Annotated in this window: 19 protein-coding genes and 1 pseudogene; 8 read left to right on the forward strand and 12 right to left on the reverse strand. The window is 30.5% G+C overall.

Annotated features, from left to right (window positions below; all coding sequences use genetic code 11):
• Positions 1-1,023: a ribonucleotide-diphosphate reductase subunit beta gene (locus ELQ04_RS07595; RefSeq protein WP_002851758.1), complete on the forward strand. Its 1,023-nt coding sequence runs from the start codon at positions 1-3 to the stop codon at positions 1,021-1,023.
• The gene (locus tag ELQ04_RS07600) at positions 1,010-2,383 is read left to right on the forward strand and encodes a nicotinate phosphoribosyltransferase (protein WP_074469247.1); all 1,374 of its coding nucleotides are present in this window, start codon (positions 1,010-1,012) and stop codon (positions 2,381-2,383) included. Before ELQ04_RS07595 ends, ELQ04_RS07600 begins: the two co-directional genes overlap by 14 nt.
• Here ELQ04_RS07600 and ELQ04_RS07605 read toward each other — a convergent pair.
• Positions 2,352-2,900, reverse strand: coding sequence for a gamma carbonic anhydrase family protein (locus ELQ04_RS07605; protein ID WP_002851622.1), 549 nt, complete (start codon positions 2,898-2,900; stop codon positions 2,352-2,354). The two genes, ELQ04_RS07600 and ELQ04_RS07605, sit on opposite strands and share 32 nt — an antisense overlap.
• Before the next feature lie 88 nt (positions 2,901-2,988).
• Here ELQ04_RS07605 and ELQ04_RS07610 point away from each other — a divergent pair, with 88 nt between their 5' ends.
• Positions 2,989-3,618 carry a protein-L-isoaspartate(D-aspartate) O-methyltransferase gene (locus ELQ04_RS07610; RefSeq protein WP_002851780.1) on the forward strand — a complete coding sequence of 210 codons (630 nt, stop codon included), beginning with the start codon at positions 2,989-2,991 and terminating at the stop codon, positions 3,616-3,618.
• Positions 3,619-3,637: 19 nt separating this feature from the next.
• On the opposite strand, the gene ELQ04_RS07615 is transcribed toward ELQ04_RS07610, so the two are convergent.
• The 11 genes and pseudogenes from ELQ04_RS07615 to ELQ04_RS07670 all read right to left on the reverse strand — a co-directional run bounded on the left by ELQ04_RS07615 (position 3,638) and on the right by ELQ04_RS07670 (position 18,899).
• Positions 3,638-4,819, reverse strand: a complete 1,182-nt coding sequence (locus ELQ04_RS07615; protein ID WP_002937236.1) for an aspartate aminotransferase family protein — start codon at positions 4,817-4,819, stop codon at positions 3,638-3,640.
• A 10-nt stretch (positions 4,820-4,829) separates the two neighbouring features.
• Positions 4,830-5,675, reverse strand: coding sequence for an acetylglutamate kinase (gene argB, locus ELQ04_RS07620; RefSeq protein WP_074469248.1), 846 nt, complete (start codon positions 5,673-5,675; stop codon positions 4,830-4,832).
• A gap of 3 nt (positions 5,676-5,678) precedes the next feature.
• Entirely contained in the window at positions 5,679-6,125 is a 447-nt protein-coding gene (locus ELQ04_RS07625; RefSeq protein ID WP_002857401.1) for an N-acetyltransferase, read from the reverse strand.
• A gap of 9 nt (positions 6,126-6,134) precedes the next feature.
• Entirely contained in the window at positions 6,135-7,163 is a 1,029-nt protein-coding gene (gene argC / locus ELQ04_RS07630) for an N-acetyl-gamma-glutamyl-phosphate reductase (RefSeq protein WP_002937232.1), read from the reverse strand.
• Between the two features lie 81 nt (positions 7,164-7,244).
• Positions 7,245-10,871, reverse strand: a pseudogene (gene vvfC / locus ELQ04_RS08800) (autotransporter serine protease VvfC).
• A 39-nt stretch (positions 10,872-10,910) separates the two neighbouring features.
• The gene (locus tag ELQ04_RS07645) at positions 10,911-12,002 is read right to left on the reverse strand and encodes a DNA adenine methylase (RefSeq protein ID WP_002937211.1); all 1,092 of its coding nucleotides are present in this window, start codon (positions 12,000-12,002) and stop codon (positions 10,911-10,913) included.
• Positions 12,003-12,040: 38 nt separating this feature from the next.
• Positions 12,041-12,559 (reverse strand): translation initiation factor IF-3, encoded by a 519-nt coding sequence (gene infC, locus ELQ04_RS07650; RefSeq protein ID WP_002851726.1) that lies wholly within the window; start codon positions 12,557-12,559, stop codon positions 12,041-12,043.
• Positions 12,556-14,364: a threonine--tRNA ligase gene (gene thrS, locus ELQ04_RS07655; protein ID WP_002937208.1), complete on the reverse strand. Its 1,809-nt coding sequence runs from the start codon at positions 14,362-14,364 to the stop codon at positions 12,556-12,558. Before thrS ends, infC begins: the two co-directional genes overlap by 4 nt.
• A gap of 131 nt (positions 14,365-14,495) precedes the next feature.
• Positions 14,496-15,299: an undecaprenyl-diphosphate phosphatase gene (locus tag ELQ04_RS07660; protein WP_002854708.1), complete on the reverse strand. Its 804-nt coding sequence runs from the start codon at positions 15,297-15,299 to the stop codon at positions 14,496-14,498.
• Positions 15,300-15,372: 73 nt separating this feature from the next.
• A complete protein-coding gene (locus ELQ04_RS07665; RefSeq protein WP_134224495.1) occupies positions 15,373-17,370 on the reverse strand; it encodes an oligopeptide transporter, OPT family in 1,998 nt (665 codons plus the stop codon).
• Between the two features lie 182 nt (positions 17,371-17,552).
• The gene (locus tag ELQ04_RS07670) at positions 17,553-18,899 is read right to left on the reverse strand and encodes an SLC13 family permease (protein ID WP_002937202.1); all 1,347 of its coding nucleotides are present in this window, start codon (positions 18,897-18,899) and stop codon (positions 17,553-17,555) included.
• Between the two features lie 241 nt (positions 18,900-19,140).
• Here ELQ04_RS07670 and ELQ04_RS07675 point away from each other — a divergent pair, with 241 nt between their 5' ends.
• The 5 genes from ELQ04_RS07675 (at position 19,141) to ELQ04_RS07695 (ending at position 22,925) form a co-directional block, all read left to right on the forward strand.
• A complete protein-coding gene (locus ELQ04_RS07675) occupies positions 19,141-19,482 on the forward strand; it encodes a DUF4878 domain-containing protein (protein WP_032595130.1) in 342 nt (113 codons plus the stop codon).
• Positions 19,466-20,071, forward strand: coding sequence for a YiiX/YebB-like N1pC/P60 family cysteine hydrolase (locus ELQ04_RS07680; protein ID WP_002937199.1), 606 nt, complete (start codon positions 19,466-19,468; stop codon positions 20,069-20,071). The genes ELQ04_RS07675 and ELQ04_RS07680 overlap by 17 nt, the downstream gene beginning before the upstream one ends.
• 63 nt (positions 20,072-20,134) lie before the next feature.
• Complete coding sequence (locus ELQ04_RS07685) at positions 20,135-20,482, forward strand: hypothetical protein (RefSeq protein ID WP_002937196.1); 348 nt, start codon at positions 20,135-20,137, stop codon at positions 20,480-20,482.
• A gap of 134 nt (positions 20,483-20,616) precedes the next feature.
• The gene (locus ELQ04_RS07690; protein ID WP_002937192.1) at positions 20,617-21,744 is read left to right on the forward strand and encodes a hypothetical protein; all 1,128 of its coding nucleotides are present in this window, start codon (positions 20,617-20,619) and stop codon (positions 21,742-21,744) included.
• Positions 21,744-22,925, forward strand: a complete 1,182-nt coding sequence (locus ELQ04_RS07695) for an AAA family ATPase (protein ID WP_002937186.1) — start codon at positions 21,744-21,746, stop codon at positions 22,923-22,925. The genes ELQ04_RS07690 and ELQ04_RS07695 overlap by 1 nt, the downstream gene beginning before the upstream one ends.
• The last annotated feature ends 46 nt before the right edge of the window (positions 22,926-22,971 follow it).

Here is a 22,971-nt window from a genome sequence, read left to right on the forward strand (position 1 = left end):
ATGCAAAGAAAAAGAATTTACAATCCAAGTTCAAATGAAACCCTAGGAGATCGTAAAGTTTTTGATGGTAACCCACATGGAATTTTAAATTTCACTAAGGCAAAATATACTTGGGCTTTAAAACTTTGGGATTTAATGGAGGCAAATACTTGGTTTCCAAAAGAAGTGGATACAACTAAAGATGCACTTGATTATCGCTGTAATTTAACTGCAGGTGAAAAAAGAATGTATGATTTGGTTTGGAGTCAGCTTATTTCTATGGATAGTTTTCAAACCAATAATTTAGCAGACAATATCAACCCTTACATCACAGCTCCTGAAATCAATGCAGTTTTGGCACGCCAAGCTTATGAAGAGGCAAACCATTCAAAATCTTACGCTGTTATGGTAGAAGCGATTTGCGATAATACAGATTTGATTTATGAAATGGAAAAGCATGATGAAACTTTGCGTGAAAAAAATGACTTTATTTCAAGCATTTATGAAGAATTAGCAGGCGATGTAGATGATAATAAACTTCTTTTAGCTATGGTGGCAAATCAAATTTTAGAAGGAGTATATTTTTATAGTGGTTTTACTGCTATTTACGCACTTGCGCGTGCAGGAAAAATGCTAGGTTCAGCACAAATGATCCGCTTTATCCAAAGAGATGAAATCACACATCTTTTATTATTTCAAAATATGATCAATTCAGTACGCAAAGAAAGACCTGATTTGTTCCATGATGAAAATATCAATAAAATTTATGATATGTTTAAAAAAGCTGGAGATCTTGAGATCAAATGGGGTAAATACATCACTCAAAATCAAATCATGGGCTTTACTGATGATATCATAGAAGAATACATCCATTATCTTGTAGATCAAAGATTAAGTGCGATCAATTTAGATAAATTATACAATGCAAAACATCCCATTAAATGGGTGGATGATTTTTCAAAATTTAACGATCAAAAGAGCAATTTCTTTGAAAGTAAAGTAACGAATTATTCTAAGGGTAGTATAAGCTTTGATGATTTCTAAAACTTCTTTAGCCTTGCTTTGTGATTTTTATGAATTTACAATGTCTCAAGGCTATTTCAAAAACAATAAAAAAGATCAAATTTGTTATTTTGATATATTTTTTAGAAAAATTCCAGATTCAGGTTCTTTTGCTATTTTTGCAGGTCTTGAAGATATTTTAGACTTTGTTGAAAATTTGAGTTTTGATACAGAAGATATAGAATTTTTAAGAAAACAAGGTATTTTTGATACAGAATTTTTAGATTTTTTATCTAGCTTTAAATTTAAAGGCGAGATTTATGCCATGCGTGAAGGAGAAGTGATTTTTCCAAATGAACCTTTACTTTGCGTTAAAGCTACAACTATAGAAGCACAGCTTTTAGAAACTTTTTTACTTTTAAGTTTAAACCACCAAAGCCTTATTGCTACCAAAACCAATCGTATCGTGCGTGCAGCTAAAGACAGTAAAATTTTAGAATTTGGTTCACGCAGAGCACAAGGAAGTGAAGCAGCCTTAAAAGGAGCAAGAGCAGCTTTTATAGGAGGTTGCATAGGAAGTGCTTGTACTTTAGCAGGAAAAATTTATAATATCCCTATCAATGGAACTATGGCACATTCTTGGGTGCAAATGTTTGAAAATGAACTTGAAGCTTTTAAAGCTTATGTGAAAATTTATCCAAAAAATCCTGTTTTTTTGATCGATACTTATGATTGTCTAAATAGCGGACTTAAAAATGCGATTAAAGTTTTTAAAGAATTTGGTATCCAAGAAGGCGGTGTGAGAATAGATTCTGGAAATTTGCTTGAGTTGAGTTTGAAAATCAGACAAGAACTTGATCAAGCAGGACTTCAAAAATGTAAAATCATAGTTTCTAACGCCCTTGATGAATGGAGTATTAAAAAACTCAAAGAACAAAATGCACCTATTGATATCTTTGGTGTAGGCGAAAGATTGATCACTGCTTCAAGCAATCCTATTTTTAGTTGCGTTTATAAACTCGCAGCCTTAGAAGATCAAGGCATAAAACCTAAAATCAAAATCAGCGAAAATAACGAAAAATCAACCCTACCTCATTTTAAAAAGCTTTTTAGGGTTTATGATAAAAACACGCAAAAAATCCTTTTTGATGAGCTTTATGTTTTTGACGAAAACCCAAATCAAGATGAAAATTTAGAACGCAAAGAACTTTTAGAATTAGTCTACAAAGAAAAAAGACTTCTCAAAAAGTCATCTTTAAATACTATTCAAGATTATACAAAAGAGCAAATTTCAAAACTCGATGAGAGTTTTTTAGATCTTGATCGTTTTGTGAAATTTGAAGTAAAACTCTCGCCTAAACTTCAAAATATCACTGAAGATCTTTTAAAAACTCGTTTTTAAAATCCACATAATTTAAAGCGGATTGTTTTAGAAAGCTGACTTCTTCATCGTTTAATTCACGCACAAATTTTGCAGGATTTCCAAGTATCAAAGAGCGTGGCGGAAATTTTTTACCCTTTGTTACAACGCTTCCAGCACCCACTATGCTATCTTCTTCTATCAAAGCATTATCCATGATAACAGCATTCATTCCGATTAAAACACGATTTTTTATCACACAAGCATGGATAACGCAATTATGTCCTATAGTTACATCATCTCCTATTATTGTAGGAAAACCAGCGTCTTTTAACTTTCCTTTTTCATCAAATTCCCTATGCCAAACATGGACTGTGCTAAGATCTTGAATATTGGTTCTTTTGCCAATTTTTATAAAATTAACATCGGCTCTTAAAACACAATTAAACCAAATACTACTTTCATCTCCTATTTCTATTTCTCCTATGATTTTAGCGCCCTCTGCAACAAAAACATTTTGACCTAATTTAGGACTATGATTTTTAAATTTTATAAGCATTTTTTTCCTTTTTATTTAAGTATAGCTAAGTTTAACTCTATTTCAACTTTTTTAGTTACAATTTTTATTTAAATTTATAGGAGAAGTAATGAACGCATTTGAACAAAAAAGATGTCAAAATATGGCTGAAGAAATTGCACAAAAAGTTTTTATCAATGAAGAACTTTTTAATGCTTTTTGCCAAATTCCGCGTGAAATTTTTTCTCCTTTAAAAGCTCATGCTTATCGCCTTGATGCTTTGCCTTTGGCAAATTCTCAATGGATTAGTTCACCTTTAACTGTGGCTAAAATGACTATGGCTTTAGATTTTAAAAATGCTGATAGTATTTTAGAGATAGGTTGTGGAAGTGGCTATCAAGCTGCGATTTTAAGCAAAGTCATAAGGCGTGTTTTTACCATAGAACGCATAGAAAATTTAGCCAAAAAAGCCGCTCAAACTTTCAGAGAATTAGAACTTTTTAATATCAATGTAAAATTTGATGATGGGCAAAATGGCTGGAAAAATTATGCTCCTTATGATAGGATTTTATTTTCTGCTTATGCGACACAAATTCCTGAAATTTTACTCGATCAATTAAGTGATGACGGGATTTTAGTCGCTCCTATTTTACACAATGGCAAACAATTCATCACACGCCTTAGAAAAAATGGCACAAATTTACAAAAAGAAATTTTAGAAGAATGTTTATTTGTGCCTATAGTAGATGGGAAAGAATAAACTTTTTTTACAAAATTTATTAAAAACTCTTTAGAGCCTTTCTTAACTTTTCACTCATTTCATCAATATGTTCTTTTTGCAAAATCAAAGGAGGTAAAAATCTCAAATCATTCTCCCCGCAACTTATCAGTAAAAGTGCATTTTCTTGGCATTTTTGAATGACCTTAGCTACTTTTACATTTTTATCAAGACTCAGCCCTTGCATAAACCCTAAGCCTTTGCGTTTTTTACAAAAATCAAATTCTTTGATCAACTCATCTAAACTTTGCTCTAAATAAGGCGTGAGTTTATTGACATTTTCTAAAATTTTTTCTTCTTTAAAAATTTCAAAAACCGCATTCACTCCTGCACAAACCAAAGGATTTCCTCCATAAGTGCTTCCATGATCACCCGCTTCTAAAGAATTGCTTGCTACCTTTTGATTAATCACAAAAGCACCCACACTAAGCCCACAACCTAAGGCCTTAGCCGAAGTCATGATATCGGGTAAAATTTGCGCGTGCTCATAGGCAAAAAATTTTCCACTTCTACCCATACCACATTGAATTTCATCAGCGATTAATAATATATCTTTTTCATCGCAAAGCTTTCTTAAGGCTTTGTAAAAATCTTTATTTGCAGGATTTATCCCACCTTCTCCTTGCACGCTTTCTAAGATAATGGCGCAAGTTTTTTCATTTACCAGTTTTTCAACGCTTGAAATATCATTATATTTTGCAAATTTAACCCCTGAAATTAAAGGTTTAAAAGGCTTTTGATATTTTTCATTAGCAGTAAGCGATAAAGCCCCTAAAGTACGCCCATGAAAAGAATGCTTAAAAGCGATAAATTGTCCACCCTTAATACCTTTGTTAAAGGCGTATTTTCTAGCTGTTTTCATCGCTCCTTCTATACTTTCTGTACCAGAATTTGTAAAAAAAACACGTTCTAAAGCACTAGCTTTGGCTAAATTTTTAGCTGCAGCGGCTATGTTTTCATTATAATATAAATTGCTAGTATGCAAAAGCTTATCCACTTGCGCTTTGATTTTAGCATTAAATTTAGCATGATTATATCCTAAAGCACAAACACCTATGCCACTTGAAAAATCAAGATATTTTTTAGCCTTATCGTCAAAAAGATAAACCCCCTGCCCTTTTTCTAAAACTATATCAAAACGCTTATAAGTAGGGATAATATGACTTTGTTCTTTATAATCCATTTTTCATCCTTTAACCCACCAAAGTGCCTATACCTTCATCGGTAAAAAACTCAAGCAACAAAGAATGCTTCACGCGCCCATCTAAAATATGCACCTTTTTGACTCCATTTTCACAAGCATCAATGCAAGATTTTAATTTTACATGCATGCCGCCTTCTATTTTAGGCGCTAAAATTTTAGCCTGTTCAAGGCTGATTTTAGAAATTAAAGAATTTTTATCATTAAAATCCTCATAAAGCCCTGCAGTATCGGTTAAAAAAGCAAGTTTTTCAGCCCTTAAAGCCTTAGCGATCGCACAAGCTGCGTTATCAGCGTTGATATTGTAAGTATTAAAATCCTCATCCATGCCAATAGGAGCAATGATGGGTAAAAAATCTTTTTCCAAAAGCTCTTCTAAAATTTTCGAATTTACCTTTTGTATCGTGCCAACAAAAGCTAAATTTTCATCTTTTTTCACACATTCTAAAAGTGCGCCATCTTTACCACAAAGCCCTATGGCTTTAACTCCTAAATTTTGCAAACTATGGACTAAATTTTTATTGATATGATTTAAAACCATGCTAGCTACTTCTGTAGTGGCTTTATCGCTAACCCTAAGACCGTTTTTAAACTCGCTCTTTACACCTAATTTTTCACACATAGCAGAAATATCTTTTCCTCCACCATGTACGATGATAGGCTTTAAACCCACGAGTTTTAAAAGAGCTATATCTTGCATCACGCAATGCTTTAGCTCTTCATTTTCCATAGCTGATCCGCCGTATTTTATAAGTATAATCTTGGAATTAAATTTGCGTATATAAGGCAAAGCTTCGATTAAGACATTGGCTTTTTCTAAATATTTTTGCATGATCATTCCTTAAGCATTAAAGCTAGTTTGATTATACTCATTTAAAGAAAGATCGTAATAATTCGCATCCTCTCTTAAGGTAAAACCATAATGTTTCCAAAACTCATTGCCTAAATCATTGTTTTTAAAAGCGATTAAGGCGATTTTATTGATCTTTTGAGCTTTTAAGGCCTCAAGACAAAATTTTGTCATCTCGTGTGCTATACCCTTTTTTCTATGATCTTTATGCACACATACATGATAAAATCCCCCTGTGCGTCCATCATGCCCGCAAAGTATGCTTCCTACAATTTCTTCACCAAGCACTGCTACAACACTAAGATCTGGGTTTCTATCTAAAAAATTTTCTATATTTTCTTTGCTATCATCAATGCTTCTTATCCCAAAGCCTTTTATCTCACACCAAAGCTTATAAACGGCTTCATAATCGCTTTTTTGCATAGCTCGTATTAACATTTTTATCCTTTACAAATTTGCAAAGAATTTAAGTCCTTCATCTTCATCAAAATCAAACATTAAATTCATATTTTGAACAGCTTGTCCTGCTGCACCTTTGATTAAATTATCAATAGCACCAAGCACAATAACACGCTTTGTGCGTTGATCTACACTAAAATTTATATCCGCAAAATTGCTTGATTTAACCCACCGAGTCTGCGGAAGCGACTGCGGCGGTAAAAGCCTTATGAATTTATTGTTTTGATAGTATTTTGTATAAATATCGCGTATATCTTGTTCTTGCAAATTCTCTTTTAAATTTGCATAAGCACTGATTAAAATTCCTCTTTGCATAGGTACAAGATGAGGGGTAAATTGTAGAGTGATTTTCTCTTTGGCCGCATAGCTTAAATGCTCTTCAATTTCAGGAGTATGGCGGTGTGAAGCTAAACCATAAGCTTTGATATTTTCATTAACTTCGCAAAAAAGATTTTCCACCTTTGCACTTCTTCCTGCTCCACTTACTCCACTTTTTGCATCAATAATAACTGAGTTAAAATCAATGATCTTTTCTTCAAAAAGCGGATAAAGACTTAAGATAGAACAAGTGGTATAACAACCTGGATTTGCCACTAAACTTGCTTTTTTTATTTCTTCTTTATAAAGTTCGCAAAGTCCATAAACCGCATTTTGTAAAAGCTTTTGATTAGGATGAGTGAATTTATACCAAAGCTCATAATCTTTAGGATTTTTAAGACGAAAATCCGCACTTAAATCAATGATTTTCATCTTTTTTAACAAATTCTCATTTAAAAGCTTAGCACTAAATTCATGCGGAGTAGCCAAAAACAAAAGATCAAGTTCAAGTTCGTCTAAATTTTTATTTTCAAAATATAAATTTAAAGAGGTATTAGGATAAAGATCTTGATAATTTTGCCCCACGCTAGAACTCGAACCTAAATAGGAAATTTCAACTTTGGGATGATTAAGCAAAATGCGTACAAGCTCATTGCCTGCATAACCACTCGCTCCTAAAATCCCAACTTTTATTTTCATCTTTATCCTTTAAATGTAAAAGCAAGTATTATAAACAAAAAAAGCTTAAAATAAAAATACAATTTTTAAATTATTTTTTATTTAAAAACTATATCTTAAATTAGCATTTACACTCCAATCCACATTTAAATCGCCAAAAAATGTCTTTTCAAATTCAAAACTAAAGCGTGTTTTATCATTAAGCTTATAATCACTTCCTAAATTTATAAACATTCTTTGATCTTTTTTTCCTTCATATCTTCTCTGACTTGCTTGATCCTCTAAAATTTGATCTCCTGTTTTAATCAGATCTGCATACAAACCAAGTCCTGTTCTAAAATTTAAATTTTGATTTTGACTTCCTATGAAAAATGCTGTTTTTGCGACTAAAGGAACATAAGAAGATCGTTTTAAACTAGCAATATCTCCTTTTAGATCCATAGCTCCTACATAACCACTGATAAATTCCAAACTCGGCTCAAGATAAAATTTATCATAATTTTTTCTATAACCTAACTCAGCACTTAAGATGATATTATGCGAACCATCATTATCATCTAATCTACCTTGATTTCCTGGGATAAAATTTGCATTTACTTCATTTTGATGATAAATATATCTTAAAACAAAATCACTATAAAAACCTTCATTAAACAAAAGGCTAAAATACTGTCCTATTCCATAACCATTTAATTTCGCACTCAAATCAGTAGCACTTAAATTCATATTTGTATAATTGATCATCACCCCGCTATAAAGCTCGAAATTCGAATATTCATTTAATTTATCATATCCACTTTGAATTTCAAAGTATTTTCCACTATTATACTCATCACTCGTACCCCCTCCAAAAGTTCTTAACCATACACCACTTTCGTAAGGATTATTGCGTAATTCCCCCATTCTTTTATGCATATTATTCCATTCTATCATGGAGCCTAAAGTAGCTTGAGCAAGTATAGATTTAGCTTTTGCAATAGCTTGAGTATTATCATTAGTAAAAAAATACTCATCTTTAATTTTAGAATCAATTTTTTCTAAATTCCACTGGGCAAAATTTTCCTTATTGTGAGAAAAAACAACATTTGGGGTATAAATACTAAAACCTTGCTCCACATTTGGTATAGTAAAAAATTCCTTTGTTAAATGTTTATTTTCATCTTTTAAATGAGCTAGTAAGATATTTAAACCCTCTTTTTTACTAGGATTATTAAGAAAATTTAATACTAAAGTATTATTTGTTCCTTGCGCGCTTTCCTTAGAATTAACATAATCTGCTTTAGATTTTTCAAAATCCACATTGATTTTAAATATTGTATTATTTGCATTTAATTTGTTTGTATCAACTTTCCCATAAATGGCACTTTTTTCTGCTTGAATATTACTCATTTGTATATTAGACTCAAGCAAAGAATCTTTAATCACAAGATTTTTTTGTGCATCATCAACACCTTTAATATTACCGCTAAAAACTATGTTTTGTAAAGTAGCATCAGAATGATCAAGATTTAAATTCCCGCTAAAATAAACCTTTTCTATCTTAGCATTTTGAGTATTTTGAAGCTTTTACTCAAAAGCCATTTCTTTGCCAACTCCTGTTTGTGCAACATCTCCATAAGAATAATCATCAGTCTTATCAATAATATTTCCCCCATCTTTTTCATCGATCCATAAATTTTTACTTCCAAGCTCTATTTTAGAATTTTTAGCATTAAGATTTTCTACTTTTAAGCTTGCATTACGCCCTAGATAAAACTCGCTTTTTTCTAAATTAAGCTCTTTTAAAACAAAAACCCTATCTTCCCAATCTTCTTGTGTAAAACTTACAGGTTTGGTTAAAGCACTTAAACCTTGCTCTTGAAGTTTTTTAGCTTGTTCTTCGCTTACATAAGCGTGTATTCTAGCATGTCCTTGAAAATTTAACTTGGCATTTTCTGCCTTAAAAACACCTTCTTTATTGTAAATATTGCCATCAAAAATCAAAGCTTTATCTGTATTAGCACTAATTGTTATGGCCTCATCTGAAAAAATATTGCCATGATAAAGATAATTTTGCTTGTTTTTTAAATTTAAATTTGCCCCTGCTTTAGAGCTTGTAATAAAAACATTATTAGAGTTAGCTTTAATTTGATCAAAATTTAATGTTAAGCCCGATAGATCCAAAGCTCCACCATTCATATATAAAGTATCAGTTTTTAAATTTTGTGCGTTTTTAAATCCTAAAGTTCCGCCATTCATATAAATTTCGCCAAAACTCAAACCTCCACCCTCAAGACTTACCTTGCCCTCACCCATTCTAAGTCCTGCATCCACACTTTGACTTTTGACAACAAGCTCTCCTTCGCCCATTTTATAAAGAAAATCATCTTTTTTGGTTTTAACATTATATTCTACACTTGAACCCTTATCAGCATAAATTCCGCCATGTATAAGCCATTTATCGCCTGTTATTTTCCAATGTGAATTTTTATCAAAATTTAAAACACTAGCGCCTAAATCCACATCGCTATTTAAATTTATACTTCCATTTTGAGAAAAATACAAATCCTTGCTATTTTGCATTTCTTCAATTCTCTTATCATATTTAGTCTTATCATCAAAAGAATTTTTATAGCTTACATAACCCGCATTAGTCCCAGAAATCAAACTTACATTTTCTATTTTTTTACCATCTTTCATTAAACCATCACTACTAAGTGTATAAGTTCCAGATCCTATGGCTACTTTATGAGTATTTTGAAATTCATTGATCTTTGCTTGATTGATCAAAGCATAATCAACCTGTGAACAAGTATATCCATCAGTAAAATGGGCATTACAATTACTCGTACTTACTACACCCACTAAATACCATTTTTTATCAATCTTATCATAAACATAAACTCCACTTCCAGAATCCCCAGGTGTTGATGAACTTGTAAAAGGATTTCTTTTATCATTGGTATAATTAAGAAATTGCAACTTAAAACGCTTATCTTCAGTATTTTTAGGAGCTAAACTGACAAAACCTCCTAAATTAATTTCATTAGAATCAAAAATCTTAATGGGTACTTTATTTGCATCTTCCAAACCTAAAGCTACAATACCACTTCCCTCTCTTACAAAGTACTCATAACGCGAACTATCAAAAAGCTTGCCTTTGCCTTTAGAATAATCACATTTTCCACTTTGACAACTATCCCAAAAAGGATCCTTGTATTCATAAATATCTCCACCATCGCCAGAATCTTTTTCAATAAAATTGAAATCTTTACTCAAATTTGCACTTTTATTGAGATTGATCTTACTCATTTTTAAAACAGCAAAATCCACATTTTCTTTCTTATAAGTAAAATTATCACTTGAGCTTACGATTCTATTTGCTACACCTCCAAAGTGTAAAACACTACCTTGTTTCACATAGCCTTTATTTACTTCCCCAGTATTTGAACTTGTACTCATATGAGAAGCACTGACTATATAAGATTGTCCTATATTGGTAAATTCTCCTTGGAATTTTCCTCCACGATTTGAAGTAGAAAAATCAATCATAGGTACATTGAAAGAGATGTTTTGACTAGGATTTTTTGCTAAAATTTCAAAGCCAATTTGACCTACTTGAAATTTACCCTTATTGCTAGCAAAATCAAGATATTCTTGAAAATAAAACTTTGGATCAATGGCCGAAGCAAAAAGATAATTAGAAAAACCAAATGCCATTAATGCACAAAAAGATAATTTTAGTTTCATAAATCCCTCCTTTTTATAAATATAATTTTAGCACAAAATTTAATTTTTAACTAAAATATAAAGTTGTTCATGAAGATGGATATTACGATTTTTAAGATTGCGAGAAGCTCTAAAAGTATTATATTTTTGTTCTAAAATCCGACATTTTCCAAGAGTACTTAAACGCTTTAAAAAAATTTCTTTTTTTACAAAACCTTCACAATTATAAGAAAGTAAAATCACTCTTGCTTTTAAATCATTAATAAGTTCAAATAAAGCATCTTGGGCAAATTTTGGCTTATTAAAAGTACTGCGGTTCCAATCTTTTGGAATGCCACTGATTTTAGAAATTTCTTCAGGTTTTTTATAATTTGCGATTAAATTTAGCATAAAATAATTAGAACTATAAGGGTGCTGATTATAAGGGGGGTCAAGATACACTACATCAAAAAAATCAAGTTCTTTTGCAAGCATGCTTGCATCCTTTTGCATCACTTCAAATTCACAAGAAAAATTTGAAAAAATAGGCATTTTAAGCTCTATTTCTCCTTTAATGCGTTTAAGTGCATTTTGTCCTTCGCCACCAAATTTTCCGATGCCATCCTTACCCTTATAAAAACCTTTAAAAACTCCACTAGTATTTGAATGAACACTGGCTTCATAAATCAAAGGAGCTATAAAGAAATGCCTCAATTCTTTTGGAATTTCATTTTCGATTTTTTGCCTTATAGTATCAAGATATAAAGCATTTTTAAAAGTATAAAAAACCCTTTCATTTTTTTTAATATCATCATCATCTTTTGGAGCATAAAGCTCACTGATAAAACCTTTTTGAAAATCTAAATTTTGGATTAAATTTTTATAATACTTTTTTATATTTTGAAGTAAATCTTTGTCTTTATTAGCAAGATAACACTCATTGATGAGTTTTGAATAATCCTCTAAATCATTGGCTAAAATATAATTTGAGTGCGCTTTTGCAAAACGACTTACAACACCTGAGCCACTAAATATATCACAAAAACTAAATTTATCTTTACCAAGTTCTTTTTTAGCTACCTTAAAGCCCTTATTTAAAAAACTTAAAAGCGCTCTTTTATTTCCAAGATAAGTTATAATTTGCTCTTTTAAAAAAGAAGGATTTTCTTTCAAAATTTAAAACCTTTAAAAGTCTTATCCACAAAAGTGGATTAAGCTTTTTTTGGAGTTACAAGCATATTTACATAACGACCTTCAAAATTTGGCTCTTTATCACGATTAGCTTCATTTTCTATCATAGTCCAAATTTTTTCAAGCAAAGCTACACCTGCTTCAGGAGTTGCCATTTCACGTCCTTTTAAGAACACACGAAATCTCACATGCTTACCTTGTTCTAAAAATTCTAAAGCATGTTTTACCTTGTAATTAATATCATTTTGAGCAATTTTTACAGAAAGTTTGATTTCTTTTATATCAATCACTTTTTGTTTTTTCTTTGCTTCTTTTTGTTTTTTCTCTTGTTGATAACGGAATTTACCATAGTCCATGATCTTGCAAACAGGTGGCTTAGCATCTGCAGCTATCATTACAAGATCAAGTCCTAAACGATTTGCAATTTCTAAAGCTTCATCACTACTGATAATACCATAAACTTTGCCATCATCGCCAACACATCTGATTTCATCCGCTCTTATTTCTTCATTGAGCAATACTTCTTTTTCTTTACTCAAAAGTGTACCTCACTCATTTTCTCCTTAACTAATTTAATAAATTCATCTAAGCTAAGATTTTTTTGTTCTTTAGCTCTTCTATCTCTTAAAGCAACGCTACGCTTTGCCACCTCATCATCGCCTAAAACTAAAATCATAGGTAATTTTTGTTTTTCAGCGATACGAATTTTCTTACTTAAACTCTCATTTTTTTCATACACCTCGCTATCGATATTAAGCTCTAATAATTCTTTTTGAATTTCTTTTGCGTAAGCAATATGTGCTTCGCCTATTGGCACTATACCCACCGCAGTTGGTGCGATAAAAAATGGAAACTCACCCGCACAATGCTCGGTTAAAATTCCTATAAATCTTTCAAAAGAACCTAAAATCGCACGATGCAACATTACAGGCTGTTTTTTTTCATTATCACTATCAGTGTATTCAAGTTTAAAACGACTTGGCAGGTTAAAATCTACTTGTATGGTTCCGCATTGCCACTTTCTTTTTAAAGCATCGGTGATTTTAATATCAATCTTTGGCCCATAAAAAGCCCCGCCACCTTCATCAATACCGTATTTTAAACCTTGTTCATCTAAAGCTTCTTTTAAAGCCTGAGTCGCTACTTCCCAAATTTCATCATCACCTATAGCTTTTTCAGGTTTAGTTGAAATTTCCATTTCATAGCTAAAATCAAATAATTTCATCAAATTATCCACAAAGGCTAAAATTTCTAAAACCTGCTCTTTAATCTGACTTGGCATACAAAAAATATGTGCATCATCTTGAGTGAATTCTCTCACCCTAAAAAGTCCATGCAAAACCCCACTTTTTTCATGACGATGCACTACGCCATATTCAAAAAATTTCAAAGGCAAATCACGATAACTTCTTACATCACTTTGATAAATTTTAATATGCCCCACACAGTTCATAGGCTTAATGCCATATTCTTGTTCATCAATTTGTGTAAAATACATATTTTCTTTATAGTTTGCATAATGCCCGCTGATTTTCCATGCATCTGCTTTTAAAAGTTCAGGCCCGCGCACAGGTTCATAACCACGTAAACGATGAATTTTATAAAGCATATGTTCAAGTTTAGATCTAAGTCTTGCACCATTACTTAACCAGATAGGAAGACCTCCTCCGATCTCATCATCAAAAGTAAAAAGCTTAAGCTCTGTTCCAAGCTTTCTATGATCGCGTTTTTTAGCTTCTTCGATAATGGTTAAATACTCTTTTAAACTTTCCTTATCTGCAAAAGCAGTTCCATAAATTCGAGTAAGCATTTCTCTTTTTTCATCGCCACCCAAATACGCTCCTGCAACACGAGTGAGTTTAAAAAAGCGTAAAAATTTCGTATTTGGCACATGAGGACCACGACACAAATCTTCAAATTCACCTTGTTTATAAATACTTACAGCTCCATCAGGAATACGCAATAAAACTTCTTGTTTTAAATCATCATTTTGAAATTTAGCCAAAGCTTCGCTTTTTGTAATTTCATATTTTGAAATTTCAATCTTTGCTTCAGCAAGTTCTTTCATCTTTTTTTCAATTTTTACTAAATCTTCTTCGCCAATCTTACTTTCTACACGAAAATCATAATAAAATCCATCTTCTATAACAGGACCAACGAAAAATTTAGCTTCAGGATACAAACTCTTAATCGCCTGTGCCATTAAATGCGCACAAGAATGACGGATTACTTCTAAACTTTCTTTAGAATTATCAAAATAAATTTCTTTTAAATTTGTATTTCTCACACTTTGAGAGTCAATTATTGTCTCATTGTCCAAATACGCAATAACTTCTTTTTCCATATTTTTAACCCTTTGTCGCTCACTTACCCTGTGAGTGTTTATGAAGTTCTAATTTTAACTTTCTAAGACTTAATTATTTTTGAAATTCAGCTTATTTTTAAAAAAAATCTTAGAATAAATTTAATATTTATTTATAGCTTAAATTCACTTCCAGCATTTAAAATCCCACTATAATACAAATAAAAGAAAACAAATCCTAAAATAATACGATAAATTCCAAAAGGGATAAAGTCGAATTTAGAAATAAATTTTAAGAAAAATTTTATAACTAAAACTGCAACAATAAAAGCAGTGATAAAACCTATGCCTAAAGGAATTAAAGAATTTGCATTGCTAAGAAGCTCAGGCTCTTTATAAATGCTATAAGCTGTAGCGATAATCATCGTTGGAATGGCAAGCAAAAAACTAAACTCAGCCGCAACTTTTCTATTAAATCCTAGCAAAAGTCCACCAATAATACTTGCTCCACTTCTTGAAGTACCAGGAATCATGGCTAAAGATTGAAAAATACCTATGCAAAAAGCTTGTTTAAAACTTATTTCTTCTAAAGAATTGATACGATATTGTTTATTTTTATGTGCAAGTTCTATAAGAATAAACACAACACCGCCAAAAATGAGCATTCCAACCACAACCCAACCATTAAATAAAGCATTTAAGTATTTTGCCACAAAAAGCCCTATAACTCCAGTAGGAAAAAATCCAACTGCAAGTTTTAACCAAATATCAAGCCCTTGAAACAATTTACGCCAAAATACAAAAATGACCGCCAAAATAGAACCAAGCTGGATGATAATCAAAAAGCTTTTCCAAAACTCATCTATATCGATACCTAAAATAGTCGTACCTAAAATCATATGTCCTGTTGAAGAAATAGGTAAAAACTCAGTCAGACCTTCTATAATTCCAAGTATTAAAGCATATAAATTTTCCATTTTAATCCTTGAATGATAATTGCAAAAGAAAAATTATATCAGAATGGATTAAATGGGGTTTTAACCCCAAAAATTAAGCATCTTTTTTAACAATACGCTTAATGAAATATAATACAACTCCCACAAAAAAGATAAGTGCAAAAAGCTCGCTATCATGAAAATTTGCTAAATTTAAAGCTAAAGGATTTTCACTACCACCCATACTTACTGAAAATACAGTAATTCCTGCGATAATTACCCCAAAAATACTTTCACCCACTATAAGCCCTGAAGCAAAAAGCGTGCCTCTTTGCTCACAACTTGCAAGTTTTTCTTCTTTATGAGAATTTTTTGCATATTTTTTAGTCAAGTATTGCATTACAATATATTTTAAAATTCCGCCTATAACTAAAGGTATATTTACAGCAGGCGGAAGGTAAATACCTATTCCAACGGCTAAAGGCGGCAAAGACATTTTCTGTGTTCTTCTTAAAATTTTATCTATAATAATCATTAAAATTCCTACAAATACACCAAAAGCCATATAACCCCACTCTATATTGTGATGAAAAATTCCTTGAGCGATAGTACTCATTAAATTCGCTTGCGGTGCTGCTAAAGCCGATGAAGCATCCATACCTTCTCTTGGCATTGCTCCAACAAAACCATAGGCTTGATAAAGCAAATTTAAAACAGGAACTATAGCCAAAGCACCAAAAACACAGCCTACAAGTAAAGCAACTTGTTGCTTCCAAGGAGTAGCTCCGACTAAATGTCCTGTCTTTAAATCTTGTAAATTATCATTCGAAATAGCAGCTGTAGCCAAAATAACACTAGTAGTAAAAATAGCTAATGCTACTGCAAATTTAGAAAGCATAGGATCTTGAAAAAGTTCCACACCTAAAACCAAAAAAACAATAGAAGAAATAATAACACCAATAAGTCCGATTCCAGAAATAGGACTAGAAGAAGATCCTACAAGTCCTGCCATATATCCGCAAGCTGCTGCAACAAAAAAACCTATTAAAACAGAAACTAAAGTTCCAACAAATGAAAATAGCATTTGATAATAAATACTTAAGTTAGCATCTTCAACAAAACTATAAAAAGTAATAAATAAACCCACAACCATTAAAACAAAAAGTATAAAAATACTTTTTAAAGAAAGGTCTATATTTGTTCTTTCATTTTTTTCTTGATTAGTAATTTTAACATTTTTAACAATTTCTTTAATACCTTCAATAACGGGTTTTAAAAGTTCTATTAAAGTCCAAAGCGCTGCTATAGCAATAGCTCCTGTTCCTATAAGCCTTACTTTAGAACTCCATACATTAGAAGCTAAATCTACGGCATTTTTTGCACTATCGAATTCAAAATTTGAAAGATAGGGAGTAAAAATACCCCAAGCTAAAAACATACCTACAAAAAGAGCTATAGCACCTGCTAAACCAACTAAATAACCTGCTCCTAAAAGTGCCAAAGAATATCCCATAGAAAAACCAAAAGCCATTTTATTCCAAATAAAAGCAAAATTACTCTCACTTGCAGCGAGTTTAAAACCATTGCTTAATAAACTAAAAATAGCAGCTATAAAAGAGCCTAATGCTATTTCTTTAATGCCTTGTTTTCCTTTTTTATTACTCTGATCTTTATTGGCTACTTTTAAAATTTCAGCTGCGGCTCTACCCTCAGGATAAGCAAGTTTGCTTTCAACCACCATAGCCCTTCTTAATGGTATAGTAAAAAGCACTCCAAGTCCGCCACCACAAAGACATATCATAAAAGTTTGCCAAAGTGGAAATTCACTCCAATACCCACACATAAAAAGCCCTGGGATAACAAAAATAACCGATGATAAAGTTCCTGCTGCTGAAGCTTGAGTTTGAACCATATTATTTTCTAAAATATTTGAAGTCTTAAAAAGACTCAAAACCGCCATGGAGATGACCACAGCTGGAATTGATGATGAAAAAGTAAGTCCCACTTTTAACCCCAAATATACATTTGAAGCTGTAAAAATAATAGTTAAAATACTTCCCAAAATCAAACCCCTTAAGGTAAGTTCTGGTAAATTTTGTTTTTTGTACATCATTTCTCCGTTTTAAAATTTACTTTCAACTTAAAAAATATTCTTATAAGTTTAAATTTATAATTTTTCTCTAAAGCAAAATAAAATAATACAAAAAAACGCTTATATTTTTATAAATTTTTGACTCAAAAATATCATAAAACAATGAACCAATCATTGAAAAATCAAAAGTTCTTTTATTTTAATTATATTATCCCAACTACCTCAGCAAAAATCAAGCAAATAATACTTATACCCCATATATAAAAAAAGCTTCTTTTGATATGATCTTTAATATTAACCTCTGCTAAACCACAACCTAGCAAAGTTGCAGGCACAACAGGAGAAATAAATGTCGCACAATTTCTTGCTATCACCATGATAATAGCTATAGTCAAAGGTTCAGCGCCAAAAGCCTTAGTTACACTCAAAACTATAGGCATCACTCCATAAAAATAAGAATCTGTACAAAAAATAATTGCCATTGGAACAGCCAATATCCCTACCATCAAAGGAATATAAGCGCCTAAATAATCTGGAACAAAATTTAAAATCAAAACACCCATTTTCTCCATAATACCACTTTTATCAAATACGCCTATTAATATCCCAGCACCAATTAAAGTAATATACATAAGCATTGCACCACCACTTGCACGATCTAAAACTTTTTTAGCTGTTTTTAAATTAGGATAATTAAGCGGTAAAATTATTACAAGTCCTATCATAAAGCAAATATAACTAGGAATAATACCGCTAATTAAAAGCCCAATAACCCCAATAGCTACAAGTAAATTTAACCAAAACCATTTTTCATTATGGTGTTCGCTTTTTTCTATATTTAAATTTATTCCCGACAAGTTACCTACACCTGCGCCTCTTTTTATTTCTATCTTAGCAATCCAAATTGCCAAAAGAAGGGATAATACCAAACCTACAATCTGAATAGGTATAATATGGTGCCAAAGCAAATTTGCATCCATTCCTATATTAGTAGCCGCTCTTAAAGTAGGACCACCCCAAGGAATAACATTCATAACCCCCATAGCCGAAGTAATAATCAATAACATTGAAGTCTTTCTTATACCTAAACGCTCATAAATAGGTAATAATGCAGGTATTACAATAAGAAAAGTAGAAGCACCCGAACCATCTAAATGTACAGCAGCAGCAATAAAAACAGTAAGAATGCAAACTTGATATACATTAGCTTTCATTTTTGATAAAAATGCATTTAAAATTTTAGTAAAAAAACCACTTGCATTTAAAACACTAAAAAAGAGTATAGAAAAAACAAACAAAGCTGCCGTATCCGTTACGCTTTTGACTCCATCTTTAATAAAAGCAACCAATGTTTTAATATCAAAAACACCTCCTTTAACCCCTAAAGCTACACCCACACCAAAACCAAGCTGTTCAAGAATAAGTAAAATACAAGCTACACTAATACTTACACTTATAAAAGCTAGTGCTGGAGTAGTATAATCTTTTAGCAAAAGCCAAACTATCAATCCTAACGAGAAAAAACCCAATAAAGCTAAAAAAATTTCCATATCCTATCCTTTTGTATCATTTTTATTCGATAATAAAATAGGATATTTTAAGTCCGACTTATATGTGCTTAAATTATAGCTTTTTGAAAAAAATATATTTTCCAATGTAACCATTTTAAACAAGAATAAAAAATAATTTTTAATTATTTTGCTATAATTATGAATATTTTAATTTATACTATCAAAGGAAAAAATGAAATTTTTCAAACTTTTTTTCTTGGCTTTAGTTGCCTTTTTTGTAGTGGCTTGCGGTTCTTCAAATCCTGAAGATTTAGCTAAAAATTTTACAAAAGATCTTTACAGTGGTGATGCTAAATCTGTTATGAGCTACATTGATCTTAGCGAAGCTAAAAATGATGAAGAAAAAACATTTGTTAATGGTAAAATCACTCAAGTTGTTGCTGAAAATGCAGCCAAAGCAAAAAGAATGGGTGGTGTTAAAGATATTCAAATTGAAGAAAAAACAATCAATGAAGATTCTGCTAAAATCAGAGTTTTAGTATTATTTAATGATGATAATAATCAAAGCAGTAATGTTTTCCTTGTTAAAAAAGATGGAAAATGGCTTGTTTTACTTAAATAAAATTTTATATTTTTTCTTAATTTTATTTTTATTGATTGGAATTTGGGGTTTCTTTCTAAATTCCAATCCTTCAAATCAAATCATCAAAAAACCCCATCTACCTTCTCTTGAAATAGGCGATCTTGTCTTTCGTGCAGGAATAGGAAGTGAAAGTTTTTTAATAGAAAATTTAAGTCAAAGCCCTTATTCTCATATCGCTATGGTAGTTAAAACTTCTCCAACTATACTCATACATGCTACAACAGATGATGACAAAAATGCTAAAAACCAAGTTATTTTAAGCTCTATGGATGATTTTTTAAAACTGAGTCATAAAATCGCTATTAAAAGATTAAAATTTGATGAAAAAACCAAGCAAAAAATAGTTACTAAAGCTTTGGAATATTTAGGCAGAAAATTTATCATAAACACAGACAAAGATGCTTTTTACTGCACTACTTTTTTAGAACAATCTATTAACTCCATTACCCCATTTCATCTTCAATACACTCTAATCAAAGCTCCTTTTAATGAAGGTTTATATCTTTTTCCACAAACTTTTTTTGAAAATAATCAAAGCGTATTAATTTATGAAAGTCAAAATTTTTAACTTCACATTCACTTCACTTAAAAATTTTATAATGTCATCACTTTACATTAAGGAGAAATAATTATGAAAAAAAATATTTTATTCGCATCAGCACTTTTAACTAGCTCAATGCTTTTTGCAGATAGTCTAAAACTTGAAGGTACTATTGCACAAATTTATGATAACAATAAAACCTTACTTATTGACTCAATTTATGGCGGACAAATGGCTATAAAAGTTCTACCAAATACCGAAATAGAAATGGATGATTGTGGTATTTTTGGAACAGATAAAGATGGAACTTTTAAAGATTTACAAGTTGGAAATTTTTTAGAAAGTAAAATTTCTTATGGAGTACCTGCTACACCAAATACTCAAGCTATTCCAGTAGCTAGAAAAATTGAAATTCAATGTTATAAAAAAGCTTATTAATATAAATCCCTTAACAAGGGATTTATAAAAATCATTCTTTACTAAACTACTTCATCACTCTTAAATAAAAATTTAAACTCTTTTTTAACAAGCAATTTATAAAATAACACTTATATTTTCATCTAAGGCAAATAATGAAAAAATGGATTTTTATTGTTTTTTGTTTTATATTAGGTTTTATTATTCATATATTTTATATAGGATACACTAACGAACTTTTATTTAATAAATTTATTAAAAACAGCAATCCTGATTATACAATTACAGATATTTACTTCAAAAAAGGTTTTTTAACTTCTAAAGGAAGTTTTACTTTAAATCACTCTCATACACAGCTTTCAACCAAAATCAACCTTAAATTTAATAATTATTTTTTCTTAAATAAAATTATAAAAGGAAATTTTACAAATCCTTTTGATTTTTTAGATGAAGTGTTAAAAAACAATAAATTAGGAACCTTTACTCTCAAATTACACGATAACAACTCTAAAATATTTCTAAATATTAAAGATATAAATTTAAGCAATGAAGGCGGAGATACCATCATAAACGGTGGATATATTGAAGCTTTAATGAATAAAAATTTAGAAATTAAAAACATTAAAATACATTTTGATATGATTAATTTTTCTCAATTTTATACTAAATTTGTATTGCAAAATTTAAATTACGAACAATTTTTTAATAATCCTGTGCAATTTTATGAGTTAAATTTATTTAACGATAGCCAACAAGAGATCAACTTTGATTATCTTATACTAGATAATAATAAAATCAATTCTTTTTATAGTAAAAACCAAATAAATTTTAATGAAAAAAATTTAGTAGTAAACTTAAACATACAAGGAAAATCCAATGAAATTAATATTGATCTTAAATCTTTATTGGGTCAGAATTTGAATTTTAACAAAACAAAATTTAATATAACCATAAATAAATTTCTTAATTCAAATTTCAATATCTCTCATTTTATTCAAAAAAATCTTGATCTAACAATACAAAATTTAATTCTTGAAAAAAATAAACAAAATATCAGCCTACAAGGCAATTTAAATATTAACAACTCTTATCAAGCAAAATTGCAAGTTATCAGTTCAGATGAGCCTGATGAAATTTTTCCTTGGACAAAGGATTATGGAGGTTTAAATCAATATTTTTTAAAAGAAAATAATAACTTTTTTCTAAATTTATCTTATGATAGTTTAGCCAATCCTCAGCTAAAAATTAATGGTAGTGAATTTTCAAATATGGATTTAAATTAATGAGCCTAGCTTTGACCTTTCGCCCTGAACATTTTGATGATATTTTAGGACAATATGAGCTTATAGAAATTTTCAAAAAATTTACTGCTTTACAAAAACTTCCTCATAGTATTTTTTTTGGAACAGCAGGTTCTGGAAAAACAACTTTTGCTAGAGTTGTAGCCAAAGAATTTGGCTTAGATTTTTATGAATTTGATGGAGGAAATTTTAAACTCGAAGAACTAAGAAAAATTTTAGATAATTATAAAAATAGTCTTTATAAACCTTTAATTTTTATTGATGAAATTCACCGCCTTAGCAAAACCCAACAAGAAATGCTTTTAATTCCTATGGAAAATTACCGTTTAATTTTAATCGGCGCAAGCACTGAAAATCCCTATTTTGTTTTAAGTTCTGGCATAAGAAGTCGTTCCATGCTTTTTGAATTTAAATCTTTAGGGGTAAAAGAACTTGAAACTTTACTCTTGCGTGTACAAGAAAAAATGAAATTTAGTATTGATAAAGAAGCTAAAGATTTTCTACTTAAAAGCGCTGATGCAAGAGCTATGCTAAATTTGCTTGAATTTGTCTTGGTTTTAGATGAAAAACATATCAGTCTTGAAAATCTTAAAAAACTTCGCAACACCATAAATAGTGAAGGTGTTAGCTCAAAAGATACACATTATATTTTAGCAAGTGCAATGATAAAAAGTTTACGCGGAAGTGACGTTGATGCAGCTATTTATTATCTTGCAAGACTTATTGATGCAGGAGAAAGTGCGGATTTTATCGCTAGGCGTTTAGTGATTTTTTCAAGTGAAGATATCGGAAATGCCGATCCAAATGCTTTAAATTTAGCAGTTTCGACTCTAGAAGCTGTTAAAAATATAGGTTATCCTGAAGCAAGAATTATCCTAGCCCAATGCGTAGTTTATTTAGCAAGCACAATCAAATCCAATGCAAGCTACAAAGCTATCAATGAAGCTTTAAACTATGTAAAAAATAATGAAGCTTTAGAAATACCTAATTATCTTAACAACAATCATCAAGAAAAACAAAACTATCTTTATCCACATGATTTTGGTGGCTGGGTAGAGCAAAAATATCTTAGTAAAAATTTAAAATTTTATCATAGCAAGGGCTTAGGAGAAGAAGCAAAATTGTTAGATAATTTATATAAATTAAAAAACTATAAAGCTTAATTTTATTATTTAAAATTTACAAAATAAATGCTAAAATCAATATTTT

It is taken from the genome of Campylobacter sp. CH278 (assembly GCF_004378845.1).
GTDB classification, from domain to species: Bacteria; Campylobacterota; Campylobacteria; order Campylobacterales; family Campylobacteraceae; genus Campylobacter_D; species Campylobacter_D jejuni.